Here is a 22,287-nt window from a genome sequence, read left to right as displayed (position 1 = left end):
GCCGCCCTTCTTGCAGGAGCAGCCGTGCTGTTCACCGCCTTTCCTGCCCTCGCGCAGGATGGCCGCCGGACCGCTGCCGGCGATACCGCTTCCGACGAGATCGTCGTCACCGCCACCCGCAAGACGACCCTGCTTAGCCGCACTCCAATCGCGGTAACGGCCAAGGGACGCGAGGAGCTCGACGAACAGGGCGTACGCTCGATCGCCGACATCGCCTCCATCACCCCCGGCGTGAGCTTCGGCCAGAGCGCCATCATCTACGGCACCGGGCAGACCATCATCTCGATCCGCGGCGTCGATTCGCAGTCGGGCATTCCGACCACCGGCGTCTATATCGACGATACGCCAATCCAGACCCGTGTCGGCGTCAGCCCCTCGCTGGGCAATGCCTACCCGCAGATCTTCGATCTGGAGCGCGTGGAAGTGCTGCGCGGCCCGCAGGGTACCTTGTTCGGCAGCGGGTCCGTGGGCGGCGCAATCCGCTTCATTACGCCGAAGCCAAATTACAACGACCTCAGCGTCTACAGCCGCGCCGAGCTGGCAAGCACCAAGAACGGTTCGCTCAGCTACGAAGGTGGCGTTGCGGTCGGTGGGCCGCTGGTGGAAGACAAGATCGGCCTGCGCTACAGCCTCTGGAGCCGCCATGATGGTGGCTATATCGACCGGCTCGACCCTTACACCAACGATCTGGTGGAAGAGGATAGCGACTACACCAATTCGATGTCGGCCCGGCTGGCATTGGGGTTCCGGCTTGGCAACGCCCTCACGCTGACGCCCTCGGTCTATTATCAGCGCCAGTACATCAACGACAATTCGCGCTTCGAAGTGGACGCCTCCGACGTGGAGGAGGGAGACCTGCGCCAGGGGCTGAACCAGGGGAACGAGAAGCACAAGGACCGCTTCGTGCTCCCCGCGCTGAAAGCCGAGCTTGAACTGGGCGGCGTTTCGATTGTCTCGGATACGTCCTACTTCGATCGCCGTACGCACACGATCAACGACGATACCTCGCTCAGCTATGTCTTCTCCGGTGGACTGACGGGGCGGCCGTTCCCGGTCGGGTTCGAGGACTATGCTCCGACCACGACCAGCAACACCAGGCAGGAACTGTTTACGCAGGAATTGCGTGTGCAGGATAATAACGACAGTAGTCGCCTGAGCTGGATCGTGGGCCTGTTCTACCAGAAATCCAAGGTGCTCGACGACTTCCGCGGGCGCGATGAGCGTCTGCTCGACATCATCAACCTGCCGCAGATTGCCGCAGGCGAGCCGCTGTTCGACAGCCTGACCGAGGTCTTCGGCACAGAGCTGTACGACGGCCAGTATTCCGTCGTCACGCGCAACGAGCACCGCGATCAGCAATATGCGGCCTATGGTCAGGCTGACTATGAAGTCTTCGACGGTTTCAAGGTCACCGCCGGTTTGCGCTATACCATCGCCGAATACCAGTTCACCGGCTTCAACGCCGGCCCGGTTCTGGCAACCGACGGGCGGACCGACACTGCCGACACCACGTCCAGGACGCTGACGCCCAAGTTCGGCCTGTCCTACCAGGCGGACCCGAACAACCTGTTCTACGCCAGCGCCAGCAAGGGCGTGCGCGGACCGGGCGTGTCTCCCCCAGTTGGTGCGAATTGCATTGCGGATGCGGCGGCGATCGGGTTCGACCCCTTTGCTACCCTCAACGTGGAGCCGGATTCGATCTGGAGCTATGAGATCGGCAGCAAGAATCGTCTGTTCGGTGGCAAGCTTGCTGTCGATGCGTCGGCCTACCGCATCGAATGGTCGAACGCGCAGACGCTGTTCGCCCTGCCGCAGTGTACGATCCAGACTGCGCTCAACCTCGGTGAAGCCAAGATCGACGGCTTCGACGTGGCCGTCTCCGCGCGTCCCTTCTCGGGTCTGCGGCTGGGGGCCTCGGTTGCCTATATCAATGCACGCTATACCACCGACATCCCCGGCCCCAACGACACCGTCGTGCGCCGCGCGGGTGAGCCGTTCCCGCTGGTCGCGCCGTGGACCGTGCAGGCAAATGCCGAATATGCGCACAGGCTGGGTGAAGGTGAGGGCTATGCCCGCGCCGACTTCAGCTACTCGAGCCGGATCAAGAAGCCGGTGGATGTCGATTCGCCGCTGGTCGATCCGACCTTGCCGCGTCCGCCGTCAACCTCGATGCTCGATATTCGCGTTGGCCATCGCTTCTCTGTCGGCCTGACGGAGATCGATGCGAGTGTGTTCATCAACAACGTTACGGATGAGCGGCCCCTGCTGGCGCTGTTCCACGAAACGCCTGATTCGAACTTCTACCGTGCCGGGACATTCCGCCCGCGGACGGTGGGCATCACGCTGACGGTCAACCGCTGAAGCGTCACGCGCGCAGTCCTGCGTGACATCCGATCGGCCCCGCAAGTGCTGGCACTTGCGGGGCCTTTTGGCGAGTGGGCTTATCGCGCCACCGGCTGGCCCGGTTTGCCAACCTCGGGGCCGCTCTTGCAATCACCACCCGGCCAGCTTCGGCTAGGCTGCACACAGGCTCCGTGCCTCCGGGCACGCCTTTTCGGGGGTAGTACCAATGGCAAACTGTATCAGGGCAATGGGCGCAATTCTCGCCGGTTCGCTGGCATCGGTGATCGTGCCGGTCAGCGTTTCGGCTTCGGACGTTCCGGAGGTGGGCGTGCCCAACGATCTGCCGGGGCCGGGCCCTTACGTTTTCGTCACCGCTGAACAGCCGGAGATTGCGGCAACCGTCATCGCTGGCGAGCTGTCCAATCTCTATGCCCTCGCGTTTCTTCCAGGGGGCGACGCGCTGCTGGTCGAGCGGGGCAAGCGCGTGCGACTGCTGCGAGGGGCGACCGGGGCCACGCCGGTTCTCGAGGAGCAGGCGCTTTCGGGCGTTCCTGAATATGGCGATATGCCCGGGATCGATCCCTTCGACGTCCTCGGCGTTCAGGACATTGAGCCCGACCCGGACTTCGCTTCCAACGGCATCGTCTACCTGACCTACAACCGACCGGTCGGCTTCGACGAGGAGCGGAGCAGGATCACCGCTTCCTATGTTCTCGCCAAAGCGCGGCTGTCCGGCCTTGGTCTCACCGATCTGACCGAGCTGGTGGTGAGCGAGCCGGAAGTCGCCATTGGCGGTTCGCGCGTGATTGTCGGCCCCGGCGGGATGCTGTTCGCCGCTTTTGGCGGGCTGAGCGAGGGCGATATCCAGTCTGCCCAGCAGCTGAGTAACATCTACGGCAAGGTGCTGCGCGTGCGGACCGACGGGTCGATCCCCGACGATAATCCGTTCGTCGGCAAGGAGGGCGCTCGGGCCGAGATCTGGACCTATGGCCACCGCGACCCGCTCGGACTGTCCTTCGATCCGCGATCCGGTCGGCTGGTCGCGTCCGAACATGGCCCGCAAGGCGGAGACGAACTGAACGAGCTATTGCCGGGGCGAAACTACGGCTGGCCCACCTCGACCTACGGCACTGAATACGCGGGCTCGCCCCTGCCAGCCCATCCGATACTGCCTGACACGCAGGCCCCCTTGCAGATATGGTCGCCGGGCATCGCGCCCAATGGCATCGCTTTCTACACCGGCGCGGCCTTTCCCGGTTGGGAGAACAATCTGTTCGTGGCGAGTGCTCGGCGGGGGCAGATCAACGGCACCGGCGCGCTGATCCGGGTCGTCTTCAACGACCAGTTGCAGGAGATGCGGCAGGAAATCCTGCTCGACGCATTGCACCAGCGCTTCAAGGATGTGCAGCAGGGGCCCGACGGGCTGCTTTATGCCGTGACCGATGAAGCCGAGGCCCACGTTATCCGCATCGCTCCCGTATCCGCGTCAGCTCAAGCCGCAGATAATCCTGAAGAATAGCGCGCGCTGACAGGTCTGCGGACCGCCGGTGTTACCGCGTCGTTCCGCATGTAACGCTTTTCTGTAACGCCCGTTTGCCGGGAGGATGATCGGGCGCAGAGGGGAAAGATCGCCAATGAAAACGCCACGTTTCGAAAGCCTTGCGATGCTGTGTCTGGCAGTCTCGATGGTGCCTTCCGCTTCGGCAATGGCGCAGGAAGAGGTCGCGTCGCCACAGGTGGCTGGTGCGGACCTGTCGGGGATCTGGATGCCGATCGGCAGCGCCGTCGACCGGCCGGGCGGAGTGACCTATACCGGTGCCGACGACGTTCCGAGTTCCGAAGGCCCTCCCTTCGGCGTGCGGCCCGATCTCAAGGGCAAGTATCTCGAAAGCTATAACCAGCGCATCGCACGCAACGCCGAACTGGGCATCGAGTTCAAGACCTCGTGCAAAATCCTCGGCATGCCGACCATCATGATCGGGCCCTATGCCGTCGAGATTTTGCAGACCGCGAACCAGATCAACTGGGCGCAGGAGTTTCTGCGCGAGACGCGGCGCATCTATCTCGACGGGCGCGATCATCCCGATCCTGATGAAGTGCCCGCCACGTTCGAAGGCTATTCGACCGGGCATTGGGAAGGCGCTGTGCTGGTGGTCGAGACCTCCAATATCCGCGGGGAAACCACGCTCGGCGAATATGGCCATGCCGAAGATGCGCTGGGTCATAGCGAGCAGCTCGCGTTCACTGAGCGCATGTTCATCAATGCGGAAGGCCTGTTGCAGGTGGACGGCGTCGCGCGTGATCCCGCCGCTCTGGTGAGGCCCTGGGAATGGGCCCTGACCTTCCGCCGGGCACCGGCAGGCACCGAGTTCATGGAATATGTCTGCGAGGACAACAACACCGATACCGTCGATCCGGAAACCGGTGCCGAAGTGACCACCATCCCCGAACGCCGATTGCCGGGCATCCTCGAAAACTAGCGCCACCACCAGCCCCGTCAGCGCGCACCTCGATGCCGACCCGAGAGGACGATCAATGAACACCAAATCGATCTTGCTGGCTGCCGCCCTGGCCTCTCTGCCGGCGGGAGCTGCCATTGCTCATCACTCCTATGCTGCCTTCGACATGACACGAAGCGTCGTGATCAATGGCGTGGTCAGTGAAGTGCAGTATGCCAATCCGCATGCCTGGCTGTTCATCGACCGGCGTCTGGCCAGCGGCGAGGTAGAAACCTGGGCTATCGAGGCCGGAGGTCCGAATATCCTGATGCGACAGGGCTGGAGAAAGAACACCGTGAAGGTCGGCGACAGGGTCAGCGCCCTGATCCACCCCGGCAGGAATCCGATGATCAAGGCTGGCAGCCTTACCGCGCTGAGGATTTCGGGCGGGCCGACCATCGGCACCTGGGAATAGGGGAGGGCGCGGTGCGGTTTGCGACGATCCTCATGCTCGCCGGAGCTATCAGCGCGGGCGTGCCGATGGCGCAGGCTCTGGCTGAGACGCCGCCCATGCCACTGGTGTCGCAGGTTCCCGACAGCGCGCAATTACCGCTTGGCTCTGCGCTGCGCCCGGGCACCGAGTACATCGATCTCGATCGCGCCGGCTATGTCGAGGAGGAGTATTATCTCACAGGCCTTGCTCCGGCAATCACTGCCGCCGGGGAGACCTTGTTCGCCGCTCCTTATGTAACGCGCATCCTGATCCGCAAACCTGCGGACCCGGCGAGGTTCAACGGCACGGTCATCATCGAGCCGTTCACCTGGTTCGGAGAGCGCGGCGCGGGATGGATCCTCACGCGCGACTATCTGGTGCGTCAGGGCTATGCCTATGTCGGCTACACGCTGAACATCAACCGGCCCGAGCCCGATCCGAAGTTTGCGGGCTGGGCGCCGGAAGAAGCCGCGCCCTATCTCGGCATCGTCAATTTCGAATTCATGCGCGACTACGACTATGCGCGCTATGCCCCGCTCGGCTTCTACTTCGATCCTGCGCGGTTCGAACGCGGCGGGGCGGTCGATCCGTTTGTGCCGCAATCGCAGGGTGTCGGCGCGCAGCTGGCGCTGCTGCTGAAGAGCAACGATCCTGACGGACCCATGGCAGGGCTGGATGTCGAGCGGGTCTATGTAAACAGCTGGGCCGTCACGGCGCAGGTGTGGATGGATTATGTCGATCAGGGCCGCCATCAGCAATGGCGCATGCCCGACGGCAGCCCGCTGATCGACGCCTATATGACCGGCCGCATGGCCCATGGCGAGGTCGGGGGCGAGGTCCTGCGCATACCGCGCCAGATGCCCGCCGACACACCCTTTGTGACCGTGTTCACCCAGTCCGAGCTGAATCACGACGTGGTGAACGCGATTCCCGCTCCGCAAGACAGCGACGATCCGCAGCTTCGCTTCTACGAAGTGACCGGCCTGCCGCACCTGCGGCTTGCCGATGTCGGCACCGGCGAGATCGAGCCGACTGCCGAAGACGTTGGCCGCGGTGACGATCCGATGTGCACCACGCTCTACGACGAGCCGGTCGAATATGTCGCTTCGGCCTTGCTCGACGGGATGGACAAATGGGTCCGCAACGGCACCCCCATGCCGCGCGCCGAACGGGTGCAAAGGAACGGAAACAGTGCTGTCCGCGACGAGGTCACCGGCAATCTGGTCGGCGGGGTGCGTCCGCCGTGGATCGTGGTCCCCTCGGCTGTCTACATGGTCGCGGAGGAGGCCGGCTGCGGAATCGTGCTGGACACCAAGCTGCCCTATTCGCCCGAACGGCTGCGCGCCATGTACGGCACCTACGCCAATTACGAGCGGCAGTATGAGCAAGCCAAGGCCGACTTCGTGGAACAGGGCTATCTGCTTCCCGCCGACGCGGAAAAGCTGGAGCCGATCGCATCGCCGGAGGACTTTCGCAGCAGCGAATGACCCGGACGCAGGGGGAGGGCTGGGCGGCTTCGTCCAGCCCTTTCGCCACCGGTCAAACAGCTACGGTTGCCGCCCGACCTTCTTTGCCTGATCGCGGGTCGCCTGCAGCGTCGCGATAACGCTGCGGCGTGAGCCGATCCGTTCCAGATAGGCCTCCAAAGAGGGGAACCGGTGCATGGGGATGCCGTGGACATAGCCCCACATGGCGATCGTGTAACAATGCGCATCGGCAATCGTGAAGCGGTCGGCGACGAGATAGGTTTGGCCCTGCAACTGGCTGTCGATCCATGATAGCATCGCGCAAACCCGCTCAACCGCGATATCGCGATAGGCTTGGGGCGTTTGCGCCTTGAACAGCGGCATGAAGCCGCCCTTGTGCAGGTCGGCAGCGATAAAGCTGTTCCATTCGAGCACCCGCAAGCGCTCTATCGTTCCATACGCCGGAAGCATGGTGCCGGAGCCTTCGCTGTCGGCCAGATATTGCATGATGACCGTTCCCTCGCTCAGGAACTGCCCGTCAGGCAATTGCAGTGTGGGCACCGTGCCCTTGGCGTTGATCGCGTGATAGTCCGTCCCGTCAGCCAGCGTTTTGCTGGCCATGTCGACCCATTGCAGGTCGAGCGGAATGGCGAGTTCGCGGGCGACAATATCCACCGCCAGCGAGCAGCCGCGAATTTCGTGGTAGAATTTCATGGGGTTCATCGCTCGTTTCATGGGCAGCAGCGCGGCATTATCGGCCTCCGACGCCCCAGAAGGCGCGGTCGAAGTGCACCAGTCCGCGTCCTGCGGCGCCGATCCGCACTGCCACCACGTGCCCCACGAACAGGCTGTGCGTGCCGATGTTGATGATCTGATCGAGCGCGCAATCGAGGCTGGCGAGCGTATCGCTGAGGATCGGCGCGCTGGTTTCGAGGCTGCTCCACAGGTCGGGCTCGCAGAATGGGTCGGTCTCGCTCTTGCCGGAAAAGGCGCCCAGCAATTCCTCCTGCTGCTCGCTCAGCACATTTACGGCGAAGGCTCCGTTCTGCTTGATCATGGCATTGCTGCGCGCCGACTTGTTGACGCAGACCAGCAGGTTGGGCGGGGCATCGGTGATACTGGTAACGGCAGTGGCCGCCATACCGCGACGGCCTGCGGGACCATCGGTCGTGATCAGAGTGACAGCGCTTGCCAGCCTACTCATCGCCGACCTGAACAGATCCGTGTCCAAAGCTTCCATGAGGTTCCCCTCAAAAACGGCCCCGGCAGGAGAGAATGCCGGGGCCCGGTGGTCGGGATGGATTAGCCGCCGAACGGAACCTTCAGCGTCACTCCGTAGGTGGCCGGCGGGGCGTAGATCGACGTCACACCCAGAATGCCAAGGTTCAGCGCATAGGCGCGATAGGCCTTGTCGAACACGTTGCGACCCCACGCCGTCACGGTGATGCCCGATGCTGCATGCTGGTACGACAGCGAGGCATTGGTGACGTTGTAGGCCTTCTGCAGCGAACCCAGTCCGTTGGTCACTTCCAGGAACTGGTCGTCATACCAGACGCCATCCACCTGCGCCGCGACATTGCCGCCTGCGGTATCGAAGTTGTAGCGCAGCAGGTAGTTGAAGCTGAACCTTGGCGCGTTGGGCAGTTCGGCGCCTTCGATGGTCTTCTGCGGGAAGTCGCAGCGGAACACGCCGCCCAGATTGGTGCAATATTGCGAGTCTGGCGCGCCGGGGAAGAGCTCCGGTCCGAACTGCACGTCGGTGGCGGGAATGCTGTCGACCGACGAGGTCTGCCAGGTTGCGCCAAGAACAGCGTCGAAGCGGTTGGACGGAGACCAGAAGGCCTCCAGTTCCGCGCCGGTGGAATGGGCATCGCTGTTGAACACGTGCGGAACGCCGGCCGCCAGCGAGAAAGCCTGGTAGTCGTCGTAGATATAATGGAACAGCGTTCCGTTGAGCCTGAGCGTGCGGTCGAGCAGGCTGGTCTTGAAACCGGCTTCGAAGCTGTTGAGCGTTTCCGGGCGATGCCGGAAATCCTGCGCCGCGATATTCGATGAAAGCGACCAGTTGCCGCCCTTGATGCCGCGGTTCCACGACGCGAACAGCAGCGTGTCGGGCGTGGCCTGATAGTTCAGAGAGACCCGCGCGGCCCAGTCACCATATTTGTCACGATTGACGCCGGGTACAACGGCGGCGAGGTCACGATCGGTGAACAACACGATCGGGTCGGGTTGCGGGGCATAGGTCGGGTCGCTGAGCACGTTGACGTAGTCGATCGACTTGTCGTCCTTCGAATAGCGTCCGCCCACGGTCAGCGACAGCTGTTCGGTCAGTTGCAGATCGGTCTGCGCGAAAACCGACCAGTTCTGCGAGTCGACCTTGTACAGCTGGTTCACGGTCGGCTGCGAGAAGCCGCCATTGCCGGCCAGCGCCAGGTCGAGGATGGGGGCGCCGGTGACAGCGTGATTGCCGTCATATTTCATATCGAGGAAATAGGCGCCAGCCTGCCAGGTGAAGCTGCCGGTATCGCCCGAAAGCCGCACTTCCTGCGAGAACTGCTTGAAGTCGACGCCGGTATCGACATTGACGACGACGAGGGGAAGCGCGTCGCCATCCTCGGAATACTGCTTGTCCATCGTCAGGTAATTGGTGATCGTAGTGAGCGTGGCGCCGCCAAAGTCCCACTCGAGCTGGCCCTGATAGCTGTTCATCACCCGGTCGAGGCGGCCGGGACGTTCGCCGAAATGCTCCCACGGTGAGGCGGGCTCTGCGGTTACGCCATTGATCACGCCATTCTGCGCATCGCTCAGCCCGGCGGCGTCGGTATCGCAGTAGCCGTTATCGAGATAGACACAGTTCTCGAACACATAGCCGCCCGTTGCGACGTGATTGTCCTCTGCGTGCTTGTACCAGAGGCTGATCGTTGCATCGGGCGTGATGTCGAACTGCAAATTGACCCGCGCGGCCCATCCGTCCTTGCCGCCGAGGTCCTGTCCGCTGCCCTTGAGGACGCCGAGGCCCAGCGCGGTCGCATCGGTGTCGCGCGACTTGATGTAACCGTCCGCCTGCTGGACGCGCGCTGCCACGCGGATGCGGACGTTTTCGGCAAGCCCGCCGCCCACGGCCCCTTCGACCGACCAGTCGTTGAACCGGCCGTACTCGCCCTGGACATAGCCGTTGAATTCGGACTGGCTGGCGTCTTCGCTCAGATAGTGGATCAGGCCGCCGGTGGCGTTGCGGCCGAACAGCGTCCCTTGCGGCCCGCGCAGAACTTCCACCCGCTTGATATCGAACAGCTGACCGGAGATCGCGTTCATCGAGCCGATGTATGCGTTGTCCTGATAGACCGCGACGGGCGCTTCCAGATTGTCGGTGAAGTTGCTTTGCGAAATGCCGCGAAGGCTGAATATGGTCAGGTTCGGCGACCACGAATTCACCCGCAGCGACGGGATCTGCTGTGTCACCTGCGTGGTGTCGGTAATGCCGAGGCGGTCGATCTGTTCACCCGAGAATGCGCTGACCGAGATCGGAACTTTCTGGAGGTTCTCGCTGCGTTTGTTGGCGGTGACGACAATCGCATTGGCGATGCCGCCAGTGCCTGTCGTGTTTTGGCTAGCCTGCTCGTCTTGCGCATGTGCGCATAGGGGCAAGGCAGCAGCGGCGCAGGCGCTGAGCAATAGGGCTCGCTTCACATTGTGCATTCTCATTCCCGGTCCCTCCATGTTGCGCGCGCGAGGCTCTCTCCCAACGCGCCGTTCCCCGTCTCTGTATTAACAGATCCCTCATAATTCCGGGCAGTGTTGCAAAAAATGAACAACAAAGATAGCCTAAGCGTATTGTCTCGTGCATTTTTGCCAATCCATTGAGTGCGCGGATTTTTCCACGGAAAACAAACGAAAAAATCTGTGATTTGGTAAGATTAGACTGTTGCAATTATGCAATAATAGACATTGTTTATGTGACTGCATATGTTTTTTGAAACATAAGATGGTGGGCGCAAGGAACGTGATTCGCTGGCGCTGAACGGGAGAATGCAGATGGTTGCAGTTGGTAAAGCCTCGCCTGCCGGGCACGCCGATATGGAGATGGATCCATCGGTGCTGATTGAGCGAGCGCGCCAGATGGTGCCCACCCTGCGCGAGCGCGAGGGGCAGGCGATCCGTGACCGGCGCGTGCCCGATGTAACCATCGCCGATTTCAAGCGGGCCGGTTTCTTCAAGGTGCTTCAGCCCAGGCGTTATGGCGGCTACGAGATGTCACCTGCCGTCTATTGCGAGATCGCCAGGACGCTGGCCGAAGGCTGCATGGGCAGTGCCTGGGTCTATGGTGTCGTGGCCGTGCACAACTGGCAGCTGGCGCTGTTTCATCCCCAGGCTGCCGAAGACGTGTTCGGCGAGGACCCTGAAACTCTCGTCAGCTCGTCGTATATGCCCTGCGGCAAGCCGACGAAGGTGGAGGGCGGCTATCGCTTCAGCGGTCGCTGGGCCTTCTCCAGCGGGTCGGCGCATTGCGACTGGGTTATCCTTGGCGCGAACATGGTGGCCGAGGATGGCGACGGTAAGCCGGAGCCCTATAACTTCCTGCTCCCGCGCAGCGACTATGCGATCATCGATACCTGGGACACGATGGGCCTGCGCCCCACGGGCAGCAACGATATCGTGGTAGACGACGTGTTCGTGCCGGATCACCGCGTCCTGCGCGAGCGGGATATGTTCGAGCTGGATTGTCCCGGACACACGCAGAACCGGGGATCGCTTTACCGTATTCCCTTCGCGCAGGTGTTCAACCGGACGGTATCGACCACCTCGCTTGGCGCGCTACGCCGGGCGCTGGAGGTGTTCATCGAGACCACGCGCGGCAAGCGCACTACCTACACCGGGCAGAAGCTGGCCAACGATACGACCATCCAGAAAGCCGTTGCCGACGTCATGCTGACGATCAACGATCTGGAGCTGCGTCTGGCAAGCGACCTAGCCGAGCTCGACGCGCGCGCGAAAAGCGGTGACTGGCCGATCGAGCGGCGCGCACAGCTGGGCCATCACACCACAGCCATGGTTTCGCGCTGCGTCGAGGCGATCGATGCGCTGATGCTGTTTTCGGGTGGCAAGGCGATCTATTCGGGCAACGTCATCCAGCAGGCGTTTCTCGATATCCATTGCGCCCGTGCGCATGTCGCCAACAATCCGTTCCCCTATGCCCGCAACGTCGGTGGCATCGCCTTTGGCATGGATAACGAGTGCATGGACCTCTGATACTAAGTCCGGGCGGACACCAGCCGCGCGCGGGAAGCGGGGCTGGCCGGGGTGTTGCGGTCGATCCGGCACCGCTTGCTCACTCCATGCGCAGCGGCAAGAGTGGCGGCGCAGGCGAACAGACCCCGCTAGATCGCCGAGGCCAGCCCGAGGGCGCCGCCCTGATCTGCCTCGCCTTCGACCTGCATCTCGTCGCGCACGAAGTCGACGAATGCCCGGACCTTGGAAAGCGCATAGTTCCCGCGCGGAAAGATGATGTGCAGGGGAAAGCTCTGCTTCACCGTGTCCTCAAGGATCGCCTCAAGCCGTCCGGCGGCGATATCCTCTTCCACCAGAAAACGCGGCAGGTAGCTGATGCCGAGGCCTCCGAGCGTTGCCTCGCGCGCCATCCGCACCGAATTGCTGGTCAGCGGTCCACGATTGACCGCCACGGCAATATCGTCTGCCAGGCGCCACTCGCCAACCTTGGACAGATGCGTTTCGACGATGCAGGTGTGTTCCTTCAGGTCGCCCGGCGCCGTCGGCCTGCCAGCCCTGTTCAGATAGGAAGGCGAAGCGACAAGGGCCATCGGGTAGTCGCGCAGGCGAACCGCCTCGAGCCCCGCATCGAAGGTGTCGCCCATCCAGAAGGCGACGTCGAAGCGCCCCTTGAGCATGTCCACCTTGCTGTCGGACAGATTGAGGAACAGGCGGACTTCGGAATACTTCTCGAGAAATCGCGGGATAATCGAAGTGAGGTCGAACAGCGAGGAGACGACCGGCGCGTTCACCTTCAATTCGCCGCGTGGCTTGGACACCATGCCGGTGATGATCTGGTTGGCCTCGTTGACCTCGTCGACGATGCGCGCGCAGCGGGCATACATCTCGCGTCCGGCAGGCGTGAGCGCGATGGAACGCGTCGTGCGGTCGAGCAGGCGGACACCCGCGCTCTGTTCGAGTTTTGCGATTTGCCTGCTGACCGCAGCTTTCGAATAGCCCAGCAGTTTTGCCGCGCTCGAGAACCCGCCAGTGCTGACAACGGCGGCGAACGAGATCATCGCCATTACATTGCCCAGATCTGCCCTGTCTTCCATGCTCGGTCCCTGTTCCACCGATTTGCCGAAGTCAACACATGGCCTTCCGCCAAGACTGACTGATTGTTGCGTAACAGCAAAAATACATCAAATTTCTAATTTACTGTTGCCAATTTGAGTGCTTTGCGCAACCAAGGTCGCACACGTATCTAGCACCGCGAGTCAGATCGCGGCGACCAAGGAGAGAAGTCATGGCCACCCAGCGTTCCGAACCCGCTCTGCGTGACGAGCGGAGCCAGTTGCATCCCTTTACCTCGATCAACGACATGAAGGCCGAAGGGCCGATGATGATCGAATCCGGTTCCGGCGTCCGGGTCCGCGATCTGGCCGGCAAGGAATATCTGGACGGCATGGCCGGCCTGTGGTGCGTCAACCTGGGCTATGGCCGCAAGGAAATCACCGACGCCATCGCCCAGCAGAGCGAGCGCCTGTCGTTCTTCCACACTTTCAACAACATGAGCGTCGATGTGGTGGGCGAATGTGCCGAGGCGCTGTTGCAGCGTGCGCCGGTGCCGATGTCGCGCGTGTTCTTCGGCACCTCGGGCAGTGACGCCAACGAGACGCAGCTGAAGCTGATCTGGGTTTACAACAACCTGCGCGGCAAGCCCGAGAAGAAGAAGATCATCGCCCGCTGGAACGCCTATCATGGCTCGAGCGTGGCCACCGCCAGCCTCACCGGCCTGCCGGGCATGCACAAGCTGTTCGACCTTCCCAAGGGGCCGATCATCCATGTCAGCGCGCCCTATTACTATCGCAACGCGCCTGAGGGCATGTCCGAGCGCGACTTCTCGCGTCAGCTGGCGAAGGAACTGGAAGAGACGATCGAGCGCGAGGGGGGCGATACGATCGCAGCCTTCTTCGCCGAGACCGTGATGGGCGCAGGCGGTCTGATCCCGCCGCCCGAGGGCTATTTCGACGAGATCATGCCGATCCTCAAGAAGCACGACATCCTGCTGGTGGCGGACGAAGTGGTCTCCGGATACGGTCGGCTCGGCACCTATTGGGGCTGCCAGTCGTACGGCTACGAGCCCGATCTCATCACCTCGGCCAAGGGCGTAACCTCGGGCTATTTCCCGATGTCGGCGGTCTTCATCTCGCCCAAGGTTTGGGACGTGCTGGAAGCAGGCGCGGATCAGATCGGCGTGTTCGGCCATGGCTACACCTATTCCGGGCACCCGGTGGGCGCGGCGGCGGCTCTGGCGGCGCTGAAGCTGATCGATGAACTGGAAGTCGTGAAGAACGTAGCCGACGTTGGCCCGTACATGATGCAGGCGCTCAAGGATCGCCTCGGCCAGCATCCCCATGTCGGCGACATTCGCGGCAAGGGCCTGATGCTCGGCATCGAACTGGTGCAGGACCGCGGCAAGAAGGAAACCTTCCCGATGCAGAACCGCACCGGGCGTCAGGTGCTCAAGGCTGCGGCGGAGCGCGGTCTGATCACCCGTGCGCTGGGCGATACCCTGGTGTTTGCGCCGCCCTTGGTGCTGAGCCGCGGCGAGGCCGACGAGATCGTCGACAAGTTCGCCCTCGCTGTTGAAGACGTGGTGGGCAGCTGATCGCTGTAAGACAGGAAGGACTTGCCATGGACGTCGCTTCCGCTTCCTCCTCCGCCGCCGCTGATTGTGTCCCGCCACGTTTGACACGGGCGGGCACGATCAGCGCCATTCTGGTCGGGCTGGTCGGCGCCATGGTGATCTTCGTGACGCCGGGCTTTCTCGCGGTCATCGCGCAGATGACCGGCTTTGATGACGGCCAGCTCGGCTACATCGCCGCGTTCGACATCAATGCGATGGGGGTGGCCATTGGTGCCAGCACCTTCGCGCTGTCGCGCGTGTCGTGGCGCAAGGCCGTTGCACTCGGCCTTGCGCTTATCGTTCTGGGCAACGTGCTGACTGTTCTGGTCGATGGTTTTGCAGCAGTCGCCGCGGCCCGCATCGTGTCGGGAACGGGGGCCGGGATATCGATCGGCTTCGCCTTTGCCGCACTTGGCCGGGCACCCAATCCCGACCGCGCCTTTTCGGTCTACCTCGTTGTCGGCTATGTCCTGTCGTCGCTGTACCTCTATGCCCAGCCGGCTATTCAGTCCGCCCTGTCGCCGCAGGCCGAACTGCTGATCTTTGCCGGGCTTACGGCCCTCGTCATGCTTTCCTTGCGGGCCCTGCCGGAAGGCAATCGGGACGAACTCGATATCTTCGCCGGCGGGGGCAAGATCGACCTTCCCTATTCGACCGGCGCGCTTGTCGGCGTGTTCCTGCTGTTCTTCGCGGTGGTCGGGGTCTGGTCCTATAGCGAGCGGATCGGGGCGGCGAGCCAGCTTTCGCCCGATGTCATCGCCACCGGCCTGTCGATCGGAACGATGGCGGGCGTGGTCGGGGCGGGGCTGGCGGGCCTGATGCCGCGCCGATGGGGGCGTGCGGTGCCCATCACGCTGAGCGGGACGGCCTGCCTGATCGGCTTCCTGCTCTATCGCGGCCAGGTGAGCGACACCGCCTTTACTGCCGCCACGGTGCTCACCATGCTGAGCTGGAATTTCAGCCAGCCTTTGTTGTCGGGGCTGTGTTCCGAGGCCTGCACGCGGGGACGGGTGGTTTGCGCCATGGGGTCGATCCAGACCTTCGGCTCAGGCCTCGGCCCGGCAGTGGCAGCAGCGACCCTTGTCACCGGATCGTTCGACCTGATGATCTATGGTGCCTGCGTCGCCTTGATTGCGAGCACCGCGATCACCGTTCTGACGATTGTGCGGGGCCGCCAGCCGGTCTGACCCGGCCGACCCGGAACTCGGATGCAAAGAGGGGCGCTGGATCGATCATCCAGCGCCCCCTTTTTGCGCCTGTTGCTTAGAGGAACACGGCTCGCGACAGGCCGCCATCGACCGCGATGGATTCGCCGGTGATGCCGCTGCCCAGCTTGGAGCACAGGAACACGATCGGGTCGGCCACTTCCTCGACCTCCAGCATCCGCTTCAGCGCAGCCGGATCGCCCGCTTCGCGCGCGGTGATCGCCTCCACGGTGGTGCCTTCCTCCTCGGCCATTTCGGCGAACCACTCCTCGATATGCTCGGTGCGGGTCACGCCGGGATGGATGATGTTGACGGTGATGCCGTCCTTCCCGACCTCGTCCGAGAGCGTCTTGGTGAAGTGCACCAGCGCGGTGTTGCGCATGCCCGAAAGCGCTTCGGTGCAGCGGGCAGTCAGGCCGCCGACATTGACGATGCGCCCCCAACCGGCCTTGCGCATGTGCGGGACACAGGCCTTGGCTGTACGGAAATAGCCGAAGAGCTTGGTGTTGAGATCGAGCAGCAGCATATCCTCGTCCGCTTCCTCGATCGCGTTGCGCACCAGCCCGCCGGGGGCCGCCGCGCAATTGACGAGGATATGGACGCCGCCGAAGGCCTCGACGGTTTTGGCCACCAGCGCTTCCACCGATTCCTTCGAGGTGGTGTCGGTCGGAACCACGATGACCTCGCCTCCGGTTGCCTTGCGCAGTTCCTCGGCAGCGGTTTCCAGCTTGCTGGCCGTACGCGCGGCGATGGCGACCTTAACGCCGGCCAGCATCAGCTTGCGGGCCGTTTCCTTGCCGATGCCGACACCGCCGCCGGTGATGATGGCAACCTTGCCCTCCAGTCCGAGATCGAGGCTCATGATATTGTCTCCTGTTAGTCCTGGCGCACGACCGAAACGCGCGCCCCGTCGGCACCGTCGAAGTCCACGCTGATGGTATCGTCTGCATGAAAGAGTGTCGCGCCGGTGCATGATCCGGTCGCGATTAGCTGGTCGGCGCGCAGCCGCTGGCCTTCGGTGTCGCGTAGCCAGTTTGCGAGCCAGACCACCGCGTCGAGCGGATTGCCGAGCACCAGCGCGGTCGATCCGGAGACCGGCGCTTCGGCATTGCGGGTCAGCGTCACGGGCATGTCGGCGAAACGGTCTTCCCACTGCTCGGCAAGTTTGCGACCCCAGACCAGCCCATGGGCCATCACATTGTCAGCCACCAGCAGCGGCAGCGGCAGGTCCGTCGTGACGAAGCGGCTGCGCACGATCTCGATGCCGGCATAGATCCCGCCAATGGCCTTGCAAATGTCGTCTCGGGTGTAGGGCCCGTCCTTTTCGGGAAGATCGCTGCCAAGCTCGACCACCAGTTCGGCCTCGGCATACATCTCGGGGCCGAAATAGGCGATGTCGCTGTCGCGCATGTAGATCGCGCTGGCAGGCAGGCGGCCGACCACAGGGTCTTTCGTGCCGAATGCCTTGCGCGCGCCATCGCTCGTGAGGCCGAGCTTCCAGACCATGACCGGCATGTCGCTGCGCGCGGCCACCTGCCGCTGAACCGCGTAGGCCTCTTCCAGCGATATCTGCCCCTCGGGAAGTGCGATGGCCTGGCTGCCCTTCAACGCGGACAGCTCACGCACAAGATCGCCCTGATTGCCTGGCACCAGCGGAACTCCTCTCATCAATTGTCCCTTATATGAAACAAATAAGATTTCAAATCTAGTATTGTTTACATTTCGTGGTTGAGCTACCTGTATGGGGAATCGCCAGCGGTCAAGAGTGGCCGTGGCGCAGAAACCCAAAAGCTGACCGAGGATCGCCATGAACGAGATGACCACATCATTTGCCAAGGCCGAAGCGCTGGCAGCAGGCCTGGCCAAGGCGCCGCGCGGGCTCATTATCGACGGGAAGTCCGTTCCGGCCATTTCCGGCAAGACCTTCGCCACGGTCAATCCGGCTACCGGGCAGGAAATCTGCCAGGTGGCCGAAGGCGGCGTGGAGGATGTCGATCTGGCCGTGCGCGCGGCGCGCAAGGCGCTGGAAAACCCGGCGTGGCGCGACATGAGCGCGGTCGATCGCTCGCTGCTGCTCAACCGTCTGGCCGATCTCATCGAGCGCGATGCGGCAGAGCTTGCCGTGCTCGAATGCATGGACAACGGCAAGCCCGCGACCCTCACGCAGGCGGTCGAGATCGAAGGGTCGATCAAGACCTTCCGCTATTTCGCCGGCTGGCCGACCAAGTTCGGCGGTGAGACGCTGCCGGTATCGCCGCGCAGCGGGGCCAAGATCCTCAACTACACCGTGCGCGAGCCGGTGGGTGTGTGCGGCCTGATCGTGCCGTGGAACTATCCGATGTCGATGGCGGCGTGGAAGGTCGCACCGGCGCTGGCTGCCGGGTGCACCGTGATCCTCAAGCCTGCCGAGCAGACCCCGCTGACCGCGCTGCGACTGGCCGAGCTTGCCCTTGAAGCAGGTATCCCTGAGGGCGTGTTCAACGTCATCACCGGCTTTGGCGAAGCGGGCGCGGCGCTGGTCGATCATCACGGTGTCGACAAGGTCGCCTTCACCGGCTCGACGGCGGTGGGCAAGGCGATCGTGCGCGGCTCGACCGGCAACCTCAAGAAGGTCAGTCTCGAGCTGGGCGGCAAGTCGCCGCAGATCGTGCTGCCCGATGCCGATCTCGATGCCGCCGCCGCTTCGATCGCTGCGGGCATTTTCTTCAATCAGGGGCAGACCTGCACCGCAGGCTCGCGCCTCTATGCGCATGCCTCGATCCACGACGATCTGCTGGCGCGCATTGCCGATCAGGCGGCGCAGCTCACCATCGGCAACGGCCTCGATCCCTCGGTCAATTTCGGCCCGCTGGTGTCGCAGGAGCAGTGGGATCAGGTGAATTCCTATGTCGAGATCGGCCAGAACGAAGGTGCCGAGGTGATGATCGGCGGCGGGCGTCCGGGCGACCTTGCTGACGGCTTCTTCTTCCAGCCGACCATCATGACCAACGCCGGCCGCGACATGCGCATCGTGCGTGAGGAAATCTTTGGCCCGGTGCTGAGCGCGCTGAGCTGGAACGATGCCGACGATCTGGTGGCGCAGGCCAACGATTCCGACTTCGGCCTCTCCGCCGGAATCTGGACCAACGACATCAAGCAGGGGCACCGGCTGGCCGGCAAGGTCAAGGCGGGCACGGTCTGGGTCAACTGCTTCAACCTCGTCGACAACGCCACGCCGTTCGGCGGCTTCAAGCAGTCGGGCTGGGGCCGCGAGCACGGCCGGCAGGCGATGGAACTCTACAGCGAAATCAAGAGCGTCTGGGTCAACCTGAGCTGACACCACGCCAAATAAAATAAAGAAAATGCAGGAGTTTGTATGAGCAGGACGATGATAGTCGCGACCGACGGGCAGGCGCTCATCCGGTCGCATGACGACGGGGAAAACTGGTATCGGATCGATATCCGGCAGGACCTGGAGTACGACGACCGGGTGCGCTGCCTGCTGGTCGATCCGGCAGACCCGAAAGCCCTGTTCGCAGGTGCCGAGAAGGGGCTGTTCTACAGCGAGGATCACGGCGTCCACTGGAAGCGGGTCGACTGCGCGCTGAATGGCTATTCGGTGTGGAAGCTCGTGGTGAGCGAAAGCGATCCCAAGGTGATGTATGCTGGCACGGGCGCGCCGACGCGCGCCGTCCTGTTTCGCTCGCGCGATGGCGGCAAGACCTGGGAGCGCACCTCGCTTGAGCGGCCCGAGTTCTGCGGCGGGGTGAACCGTCCGCGGATGCTGGCGCTGGCCGTCGATCCCGACGATGCCAACGATGTCTGGGCAGGTGTCGAGGAAGGTGGCCTTTATCGCAGCCGTGATGGCGGCGACAACTGGGAGCGGATCGACACCACCTGGTCAGCCTTCGGCGGCAACTCCGATATCCACGATGTCATGGTTCTGAAGCAGGCGGACGGGTCGAAGGTGCATCTGGCGCTGACCGTTATCGCGCTTTATCGTTCGACCGACGATGGCAAGACCTGGACCCGCCAGCCGGCCAAGGAAACCTGGGGCCTGCGCTACTCGCGCCTGCTGATGCGCAAGCCGGGCAGCAACACCGATATTGCCGTGGGCATCGGCGATGGAACGCCGGGAACCGAAGCTGCCATCCTGACCTCGTCCGACGCGGGCGAGACATGGACGAAATCGGAACTCGATAAGCCGTCCAATTCTTGCATGTGGGCATTCGGCGGCAACCCTGCTGATCCCGACCTCATGCTCGCCGCCAGCAAGTTCGGCTATCTTTATCGCTCGGACGACGCTGGCAAGACCTGGAAAAAGGAATGGCGGGAATTCAACGAGGTGACCGATGTCACCTGGATTCCCGGCGTACCTGAAGACTTGGGGCTACCGCATGTCACAAACTGATATCTCTCCGATCCGCGTCGATCGCATCGCGCATATCGTCCTCTTCGTGAAGGACCCCGAAGCGTCGGCGAAATGGTACAGCGACGTGCTGAACATGAAGATCGTCGCCCGCGCGGGCGACGGTCCCTACAAGGGCGGCGTGTTCCTGAGCTTCGGCGTCTCCGACCACGACATCGCGCTGTTTCCGGGCGAGCCCGATGCCAGCCGTGGCAAGGAGTTCGAACATATCGGCCTGATGATGGCGGGCACGAACATGGACGATCTGCGCCGCAACTACGCTTTCTTTCAAGAGCGCGGCGTGGAGATAGCCGAAATCCTCGACCATGGCGTGTCGATCGGGATCTATTTCTACGACCCGGACGGCCACATGCTCGAAGTCTTCTGCCAGCGCATCGGCACCGACGACGGGGCCTCGCAGGCCGAGCTTAACCGCAACGAGGGCCAGGCCAACCCGGTCAGCCCCGAGCGTCTCTGACGCCCGCTTTCGACACATTCTGCAGGATCAGTACATGACTACTCACGCACCCAATTTCGGCGTTTTTCACATCAGGAAGTGGTTCAGCCAGGTCGAGGAGATCTGGGCGGGCGAAACCGGCGCTCCGGCTGACGGCGAACCGCTGTTCAAGTACATGATCGGCGCCTGCATCAAGAACCCCTATTCCGGCCAGTTCGTCGAGGACCTGTCCGCCTGGATCGACGGGTCGCCCGAACTGGGCATCGAGATCGGCCGCCGGCTGAACGCGCTGACCGGCGGCGCCAGGATGGAGAGCTACGGCAAGGCGATCCTGGTCGGCATCGACGGCGAATACGAGCACGGCAATGCCCTGCTGACAAACCCGGCTGCCAACCCCATTCGCGATGCGCTCGGCGGCGGTGCCTCGTGGGTGCCTTCGACCGGCAAGCGCGGCGTGCCCGGGACGATCCTCGACATCCCCTTCGGCCACAAGGACGCGCTCTATGTCCGCTCGCACTATGACACCATGAGCGTCTCGTTCGACGATGCGCCCAACCGTGACGAAGTGATCGTGTGCTGGGTCTTCGCCACGCGGGGCAGGCTCAATGCGCGGCTTGGCGGTCTCAGGGCCGAAGAAGCCGAAGGCAACGGGCTGACCTGACGGTGACCGAGGCTAGCGACACCGCGCATGGCGGGGCGCCGGTTCCGGTTGCTGAGCTCGATGGCGAGCGGTGCCGCCGCATCGACAGCGGCGGCATCGGCATTCATGTGCGCGAATGGGGGGATGCCGATGCGCCCGCCATCGTGCTGCTGCATGGCCTGCGCGGCTATTCGGGCACATGGCGCGCTCTGGCCGCCGCCTTGCAGGATCGCTGGCGTCTGATCGCTTTCGATGCGCGGGGGCGGGGCAGCAGCGACTGGGACTTCGAGCGCAACTACTACACCGACGCCTATCTCGCCGATCTTGAGGCGGTGGTCGATGGCCTTGGTTTGAAGCGCTTCGTCCTGCTCGGCCATTCGATGGGAGGAACGACCTCCTATTGCTATGCGGCCAGGCACCCTGACCGGCTCGATGCCCTGATCGTCGAGGATATTACCGCCGGGTCTTCGGTTGCCGGAGCGGGGTTCGAACGCATCGTGGCCGAAATGGCCGCACTGCCGACGCTGTTCGAAAGCTGGGCGCATGCGCGGGCCTATTGGCGCAAGTTGCGGCCCAACGTGGCCGATGCGGCGATCGAGGAGCGCTTGTTCGAATCCATGCGCGAGAACGGCGAGGGCGGCGTGATGTGGCGCTACGACGCGGATGGCATTGCCGCCACGCGGGTCAAGCCGGATCCGGAGCGAGTGGTTGATCTGCATCCGGTGATCGCCGCGATCCGCACGCCGACCCTGGTGATCCGCGGCGGCAAGTCCGATTTCTGCAACCTCGCCAAAGTCGAGGAACTCGAAGCGGCCAATCCTGCCCTTTCGCATGCCAGCGTCGATGGGGCATCGCACTACGTTCACGACGATGCGCCGGACAGCTACCGCCGCCTGGTGGAAGGCTTTCTGGCCGGCATCCGCACCTGCCGCGGCGCGGCGTCACGACAGGACACTTGATC

19 protein-coding genes are annotated in these 22,287 nt (G+C 63.1%); 13 read left to right on the top strand and 6 right to left on the bottom strand.

Translation table 11 applies throughout. From position 1 onward, the window contains the following. The first annotated feature begins 24 nt into the window (after positions 1 to 24). The 5 genes from D2V17_RS14775 to D2V17_RS14755 all read left to right on the top strand — a co-directional run bounded on the left by D2V17_RS14775 (position 25) and on the right by D2V17_RS14755 (position 6,761). Positions 25 to 2,361, top strand: a complete 2,337-nt coding sequence (locus D2V17_RS14775; RefSeq protein WP_191229213.1) for a TonB-dependent receptor — start codon at positions 25 to 27, stop codon at positions 2,359 to 2,361. Between the two features lie 229 nt (positions 2,362 to 2,590). Next, positions 2,591 to 3,862, top strand: coding sequence for a PQQ-dependent sugar dehydrogenase (locus D2V17_RS14770; RefSeq protein WP_220474125.1), 1,272 nt, complete (start codon positions 2,591 to 2,593; stop codon positions 3,860 to 3,862). A gap of 115 nt (positions 3,863 to 3,977) precedes the next feature. After that, the gene (locus D2V17_RS14765; protein WP_119593570.1) at positions 3,978 to 4,823 is read left to right on the top strand and encodes a hypothetical protein; all 846 of its coding nucleotides are present in this window, start codon (positions 3,978 to 3,980) and stop codon (positions 4,821 to 4,823) included. A gap of 55 nt (positions 4,824 to 4,878) precedes the next feature. Continuing rightward, on the top strand, positions 4,879 to 5,256 hold the full coding sequence (locus D2V17_RS14760; RefSeq protein ID WP_119593569.1) for a DUF6152 family protein: 378 nt from the start codon (positions 4,879 to 4,881) through the stop codon (positions 5,254 to 5,256). A gap of 11 nt (positions 5,257 to 5,267) precedes the next feature. Continuing rightward, complete coding sequence (locus tag D2V17_RS14755; RefSeq protein WP_245978739.1) at positions 5,268 to 6,761, top strand: alpha/beta hydrolase domain-containing protein; 1,494 nt, start codon at positions 5,268 to 5,270, stop codon at positions 6,759 to 6,761. Between the two features lie 60 nt (positions 6,762 to 6,821). On the opposite strand, the gene D2V17_RS14750 is transcribed toward D2V17_RS14755, so the two are convergent. From D2V17_RS14750 to D2V17_RS14740, 3 genes are all read right to left on the bottom strand, one after another. Beyond that, positions 6,822 to 7,454 carry a glutathione binding-like protein gene (locus D2V17_RS14750; protein ID WP_119593655.1) on the bottom strand — a complete coding sequence of 211 codons (633 nt, stop codon included), beginning with the start codon at positions 7,452 to 7,454 and terminating at the stop codon, positions 6,822 to 6,824. A gap of 37 nt (positions 7,455 to 7,491) precedes the next feature. Beyond that, positions 7,492 to 7,944, bottom strand: coding sequence for a flavin reductase family protein (locus tag D2V17_RS14745; RefSeq protein ID WP_191229212.1), 453 nt, complete (start codon positions 7,942 to 7,944; stop codon positions 7,492 to 7,494). Positions 7,945 to 8,042: 98 nt separating this feature from the next. Beyond that, the gene (locus D2V17_RS14740) at positions 8,043 to 10,445 is read right to left on the bottom strand and encodes a TonB-dependent receptor (protein ID WP_245978738.1); all 2,403 of its coding nucleotides are present in this window, start codon (positions 10,443 to 10,445) and stop codon (positions 8,043 to 8,045) included. 330 nt (positions 10,446 to 10,775) lie between these two features. On the opposite strand from D2V17_RS14740, the gene D2V17_RS14735 reads away from it, so the two are divergent. Continuing rightward, positions 10,776 to 11,990, top strand: coding sequence for an acyl-CoA dehydrogenase family protein (locus D2V17_RS14735; RefSeq protein ID WP_245978737.1), 1,215 nt, complete (start codon positions 10,776 to 10,778; stop codon positions 11,988 to 11,990). Between the two features lie 128 nt (positions 11,991 to 12,118). Here the strand turns inward: D2V17_RS14735 and D2V17_RS14730 are convergent, their stop codons facing one another. Beyond that, a complete protein-coding gene (locus D2V17_RS14730; RefSeq protein WP_245978736.1) occupies positions 12,119 to 13,063 on the bottom strand; it encodes a LysR family transcriptional regulator in 945 nt (314 codons plus the stop codon). A 191-nt stretch (positions 13,064 to 13,254) separates the two neighbouring features. On the opposite strand from D2V17_RS14730, the gene D2V17_RS14725 reads away from it, so the two are divergent. Together D2V17_RS14725 and D2V17_RS14720 are read left to right on the top strand one after the other, a co-directional pair. Further along, entirely contained in the window at positions 13,255 to 14,619 is a 1,365-nt protein-coding gene (locus D2V17_RS14725; protein WP_119593566.1) for an aminotransferase, read from the top strand. 26 nt (positions 14,620 to 14,645) lie between these two features. Continuing rightward, on the top strand, positions 14,646 to 15,824 hold the full coding sequence (locus D2V17_RS14720) for an MFS transporter (RefSeq protein WP_147367432.1): 1,179 nt from the start codon (positions 14,646 to 14,648) through the stop codon (positions 15,822 to 15,824). A gap of 76 nt (positions 15,825 to 15,900) precedes the next feature. On the opposite strand, the gene D2V17_RS14715 is transcribed toward D2V17_RS14720, so the two are convergent. Beyond that, positions 15,901 to 16,704: an SDR family NAD(P)-dependent oxidoreductase gene (locus D2V17_RS14715; RefSeq protein WP_119593564.1), complete on the bottom strand. Its 804-nt coding sequence runs from the start codon at positions 16,702 to 16,704 to the stop codon at positions 15,901 to 15,903. A 14-nt stretch (positions 16,705 to 16,718) separates the two neighbouring features. Then, positions 16,719 to 17,510 carry a 2-keto-4-pentenoate hydratase gene (locus D2V17_RS14710; protein ID WP_119593563.1) on the bottom strand — a complete coding sequence of 264 codons (792 nt, stop codon included), beginning with the start codon at positions 17,508 to 17,510 and terminating at the stop codon, positions 16,719 to 16,721. Between the two features lie 148 nt (positions 17,511 to 17,658). Between D2V17_RS14710 and D2V17_RS14705 the strand changes: the two genes are divergently transcribed. The 5 genes from D2V17_RS14705 to D2V17_RS14685 are packed head-to-tail and all read left to right on the top strand — an operon-like array spanning position 17,659 to position 22,285. Further along, complete coding sequence (locus tag D2V17_RS14705) at positions 17,659 to 19,158, top strand: aldehyde dehydrogenase family protein (protein ID WP_245978735.1); 1,500 nt, start codon at positions 17,659 to 17,661, stop codon at positions 19,156 to 19,158. Positions 19,159 to 19,197: 39 nt separating this feature from the next. Further along, on the top strand, positions 19,198 to 20,232 hold the full coding sequence (locus tag D2V17_RS14700) for a WD40/YVTN/BNR-like repeat-containing protein (RefSeq protein ID WP_245978734.1): 1,035 nt from the start codon (positions 19,198 to 19,200) through the stop codon (positions 20,230 to 20,232). Beyond that, positions 20,219 to 20,707, top strand: coding sequence for a VOC family protein (locus D2V17_RS14695; RefSeq protein WP_119593560.1), 489 nt, complete (start codon positions 20,219 to 20,221; stop codon positions 20,705 to 20,707). The genes D2V17_RS14700 and D2V17_RS14695 overlap by 14 nt, the downstream gene beginning before the upstream one ends. A gap of 34 nt (positions 20,708 to 20,741) precedes the next feature. Further along, positions 20,742 to 21,347 (top strand): amino acid synthesis family protein, encoded by a 606-nt coding sequence (locus D2V17_RS14690; RefSeq protein ID WP_119593559.1) that lies wholly within the window; start codon positions 20,742 to 20,744, stop codon positions 21,345 to 21,347. Between the two features lie 2 nt (positions 21,348 to 21,349). Continuing rightward, positions 21,350 to 22,285 (top strand): alpha/beta fold hydrolase, encoded by a 936-nt coding sequence (locus D2V17_RS14685; protein ID WP_119593558.1) that lies wholly within the window; start codon positions 21,350 to 21,352, stop codon positions 22,283 to 22,285. Positions 22,286 to 22,287 lie beyond the last annotated feature (2 nt).

Origin of the sequence: Aurantiacibacter xanthus (assembly GCF_003584015.1) — a bacterium.
Lineage (GTDB): Bacteria > Pseudomonadota > Alphaproteobacteria > Sphingomonadales > Sphingomonadaceae > Alteraurantiacibacter > Alteraurantiacibacter xanthus.
Note: the sequence above shows the minus strand (reverse complement) of the source record. Positions and strands in the feature narration are given on the sequence as shown.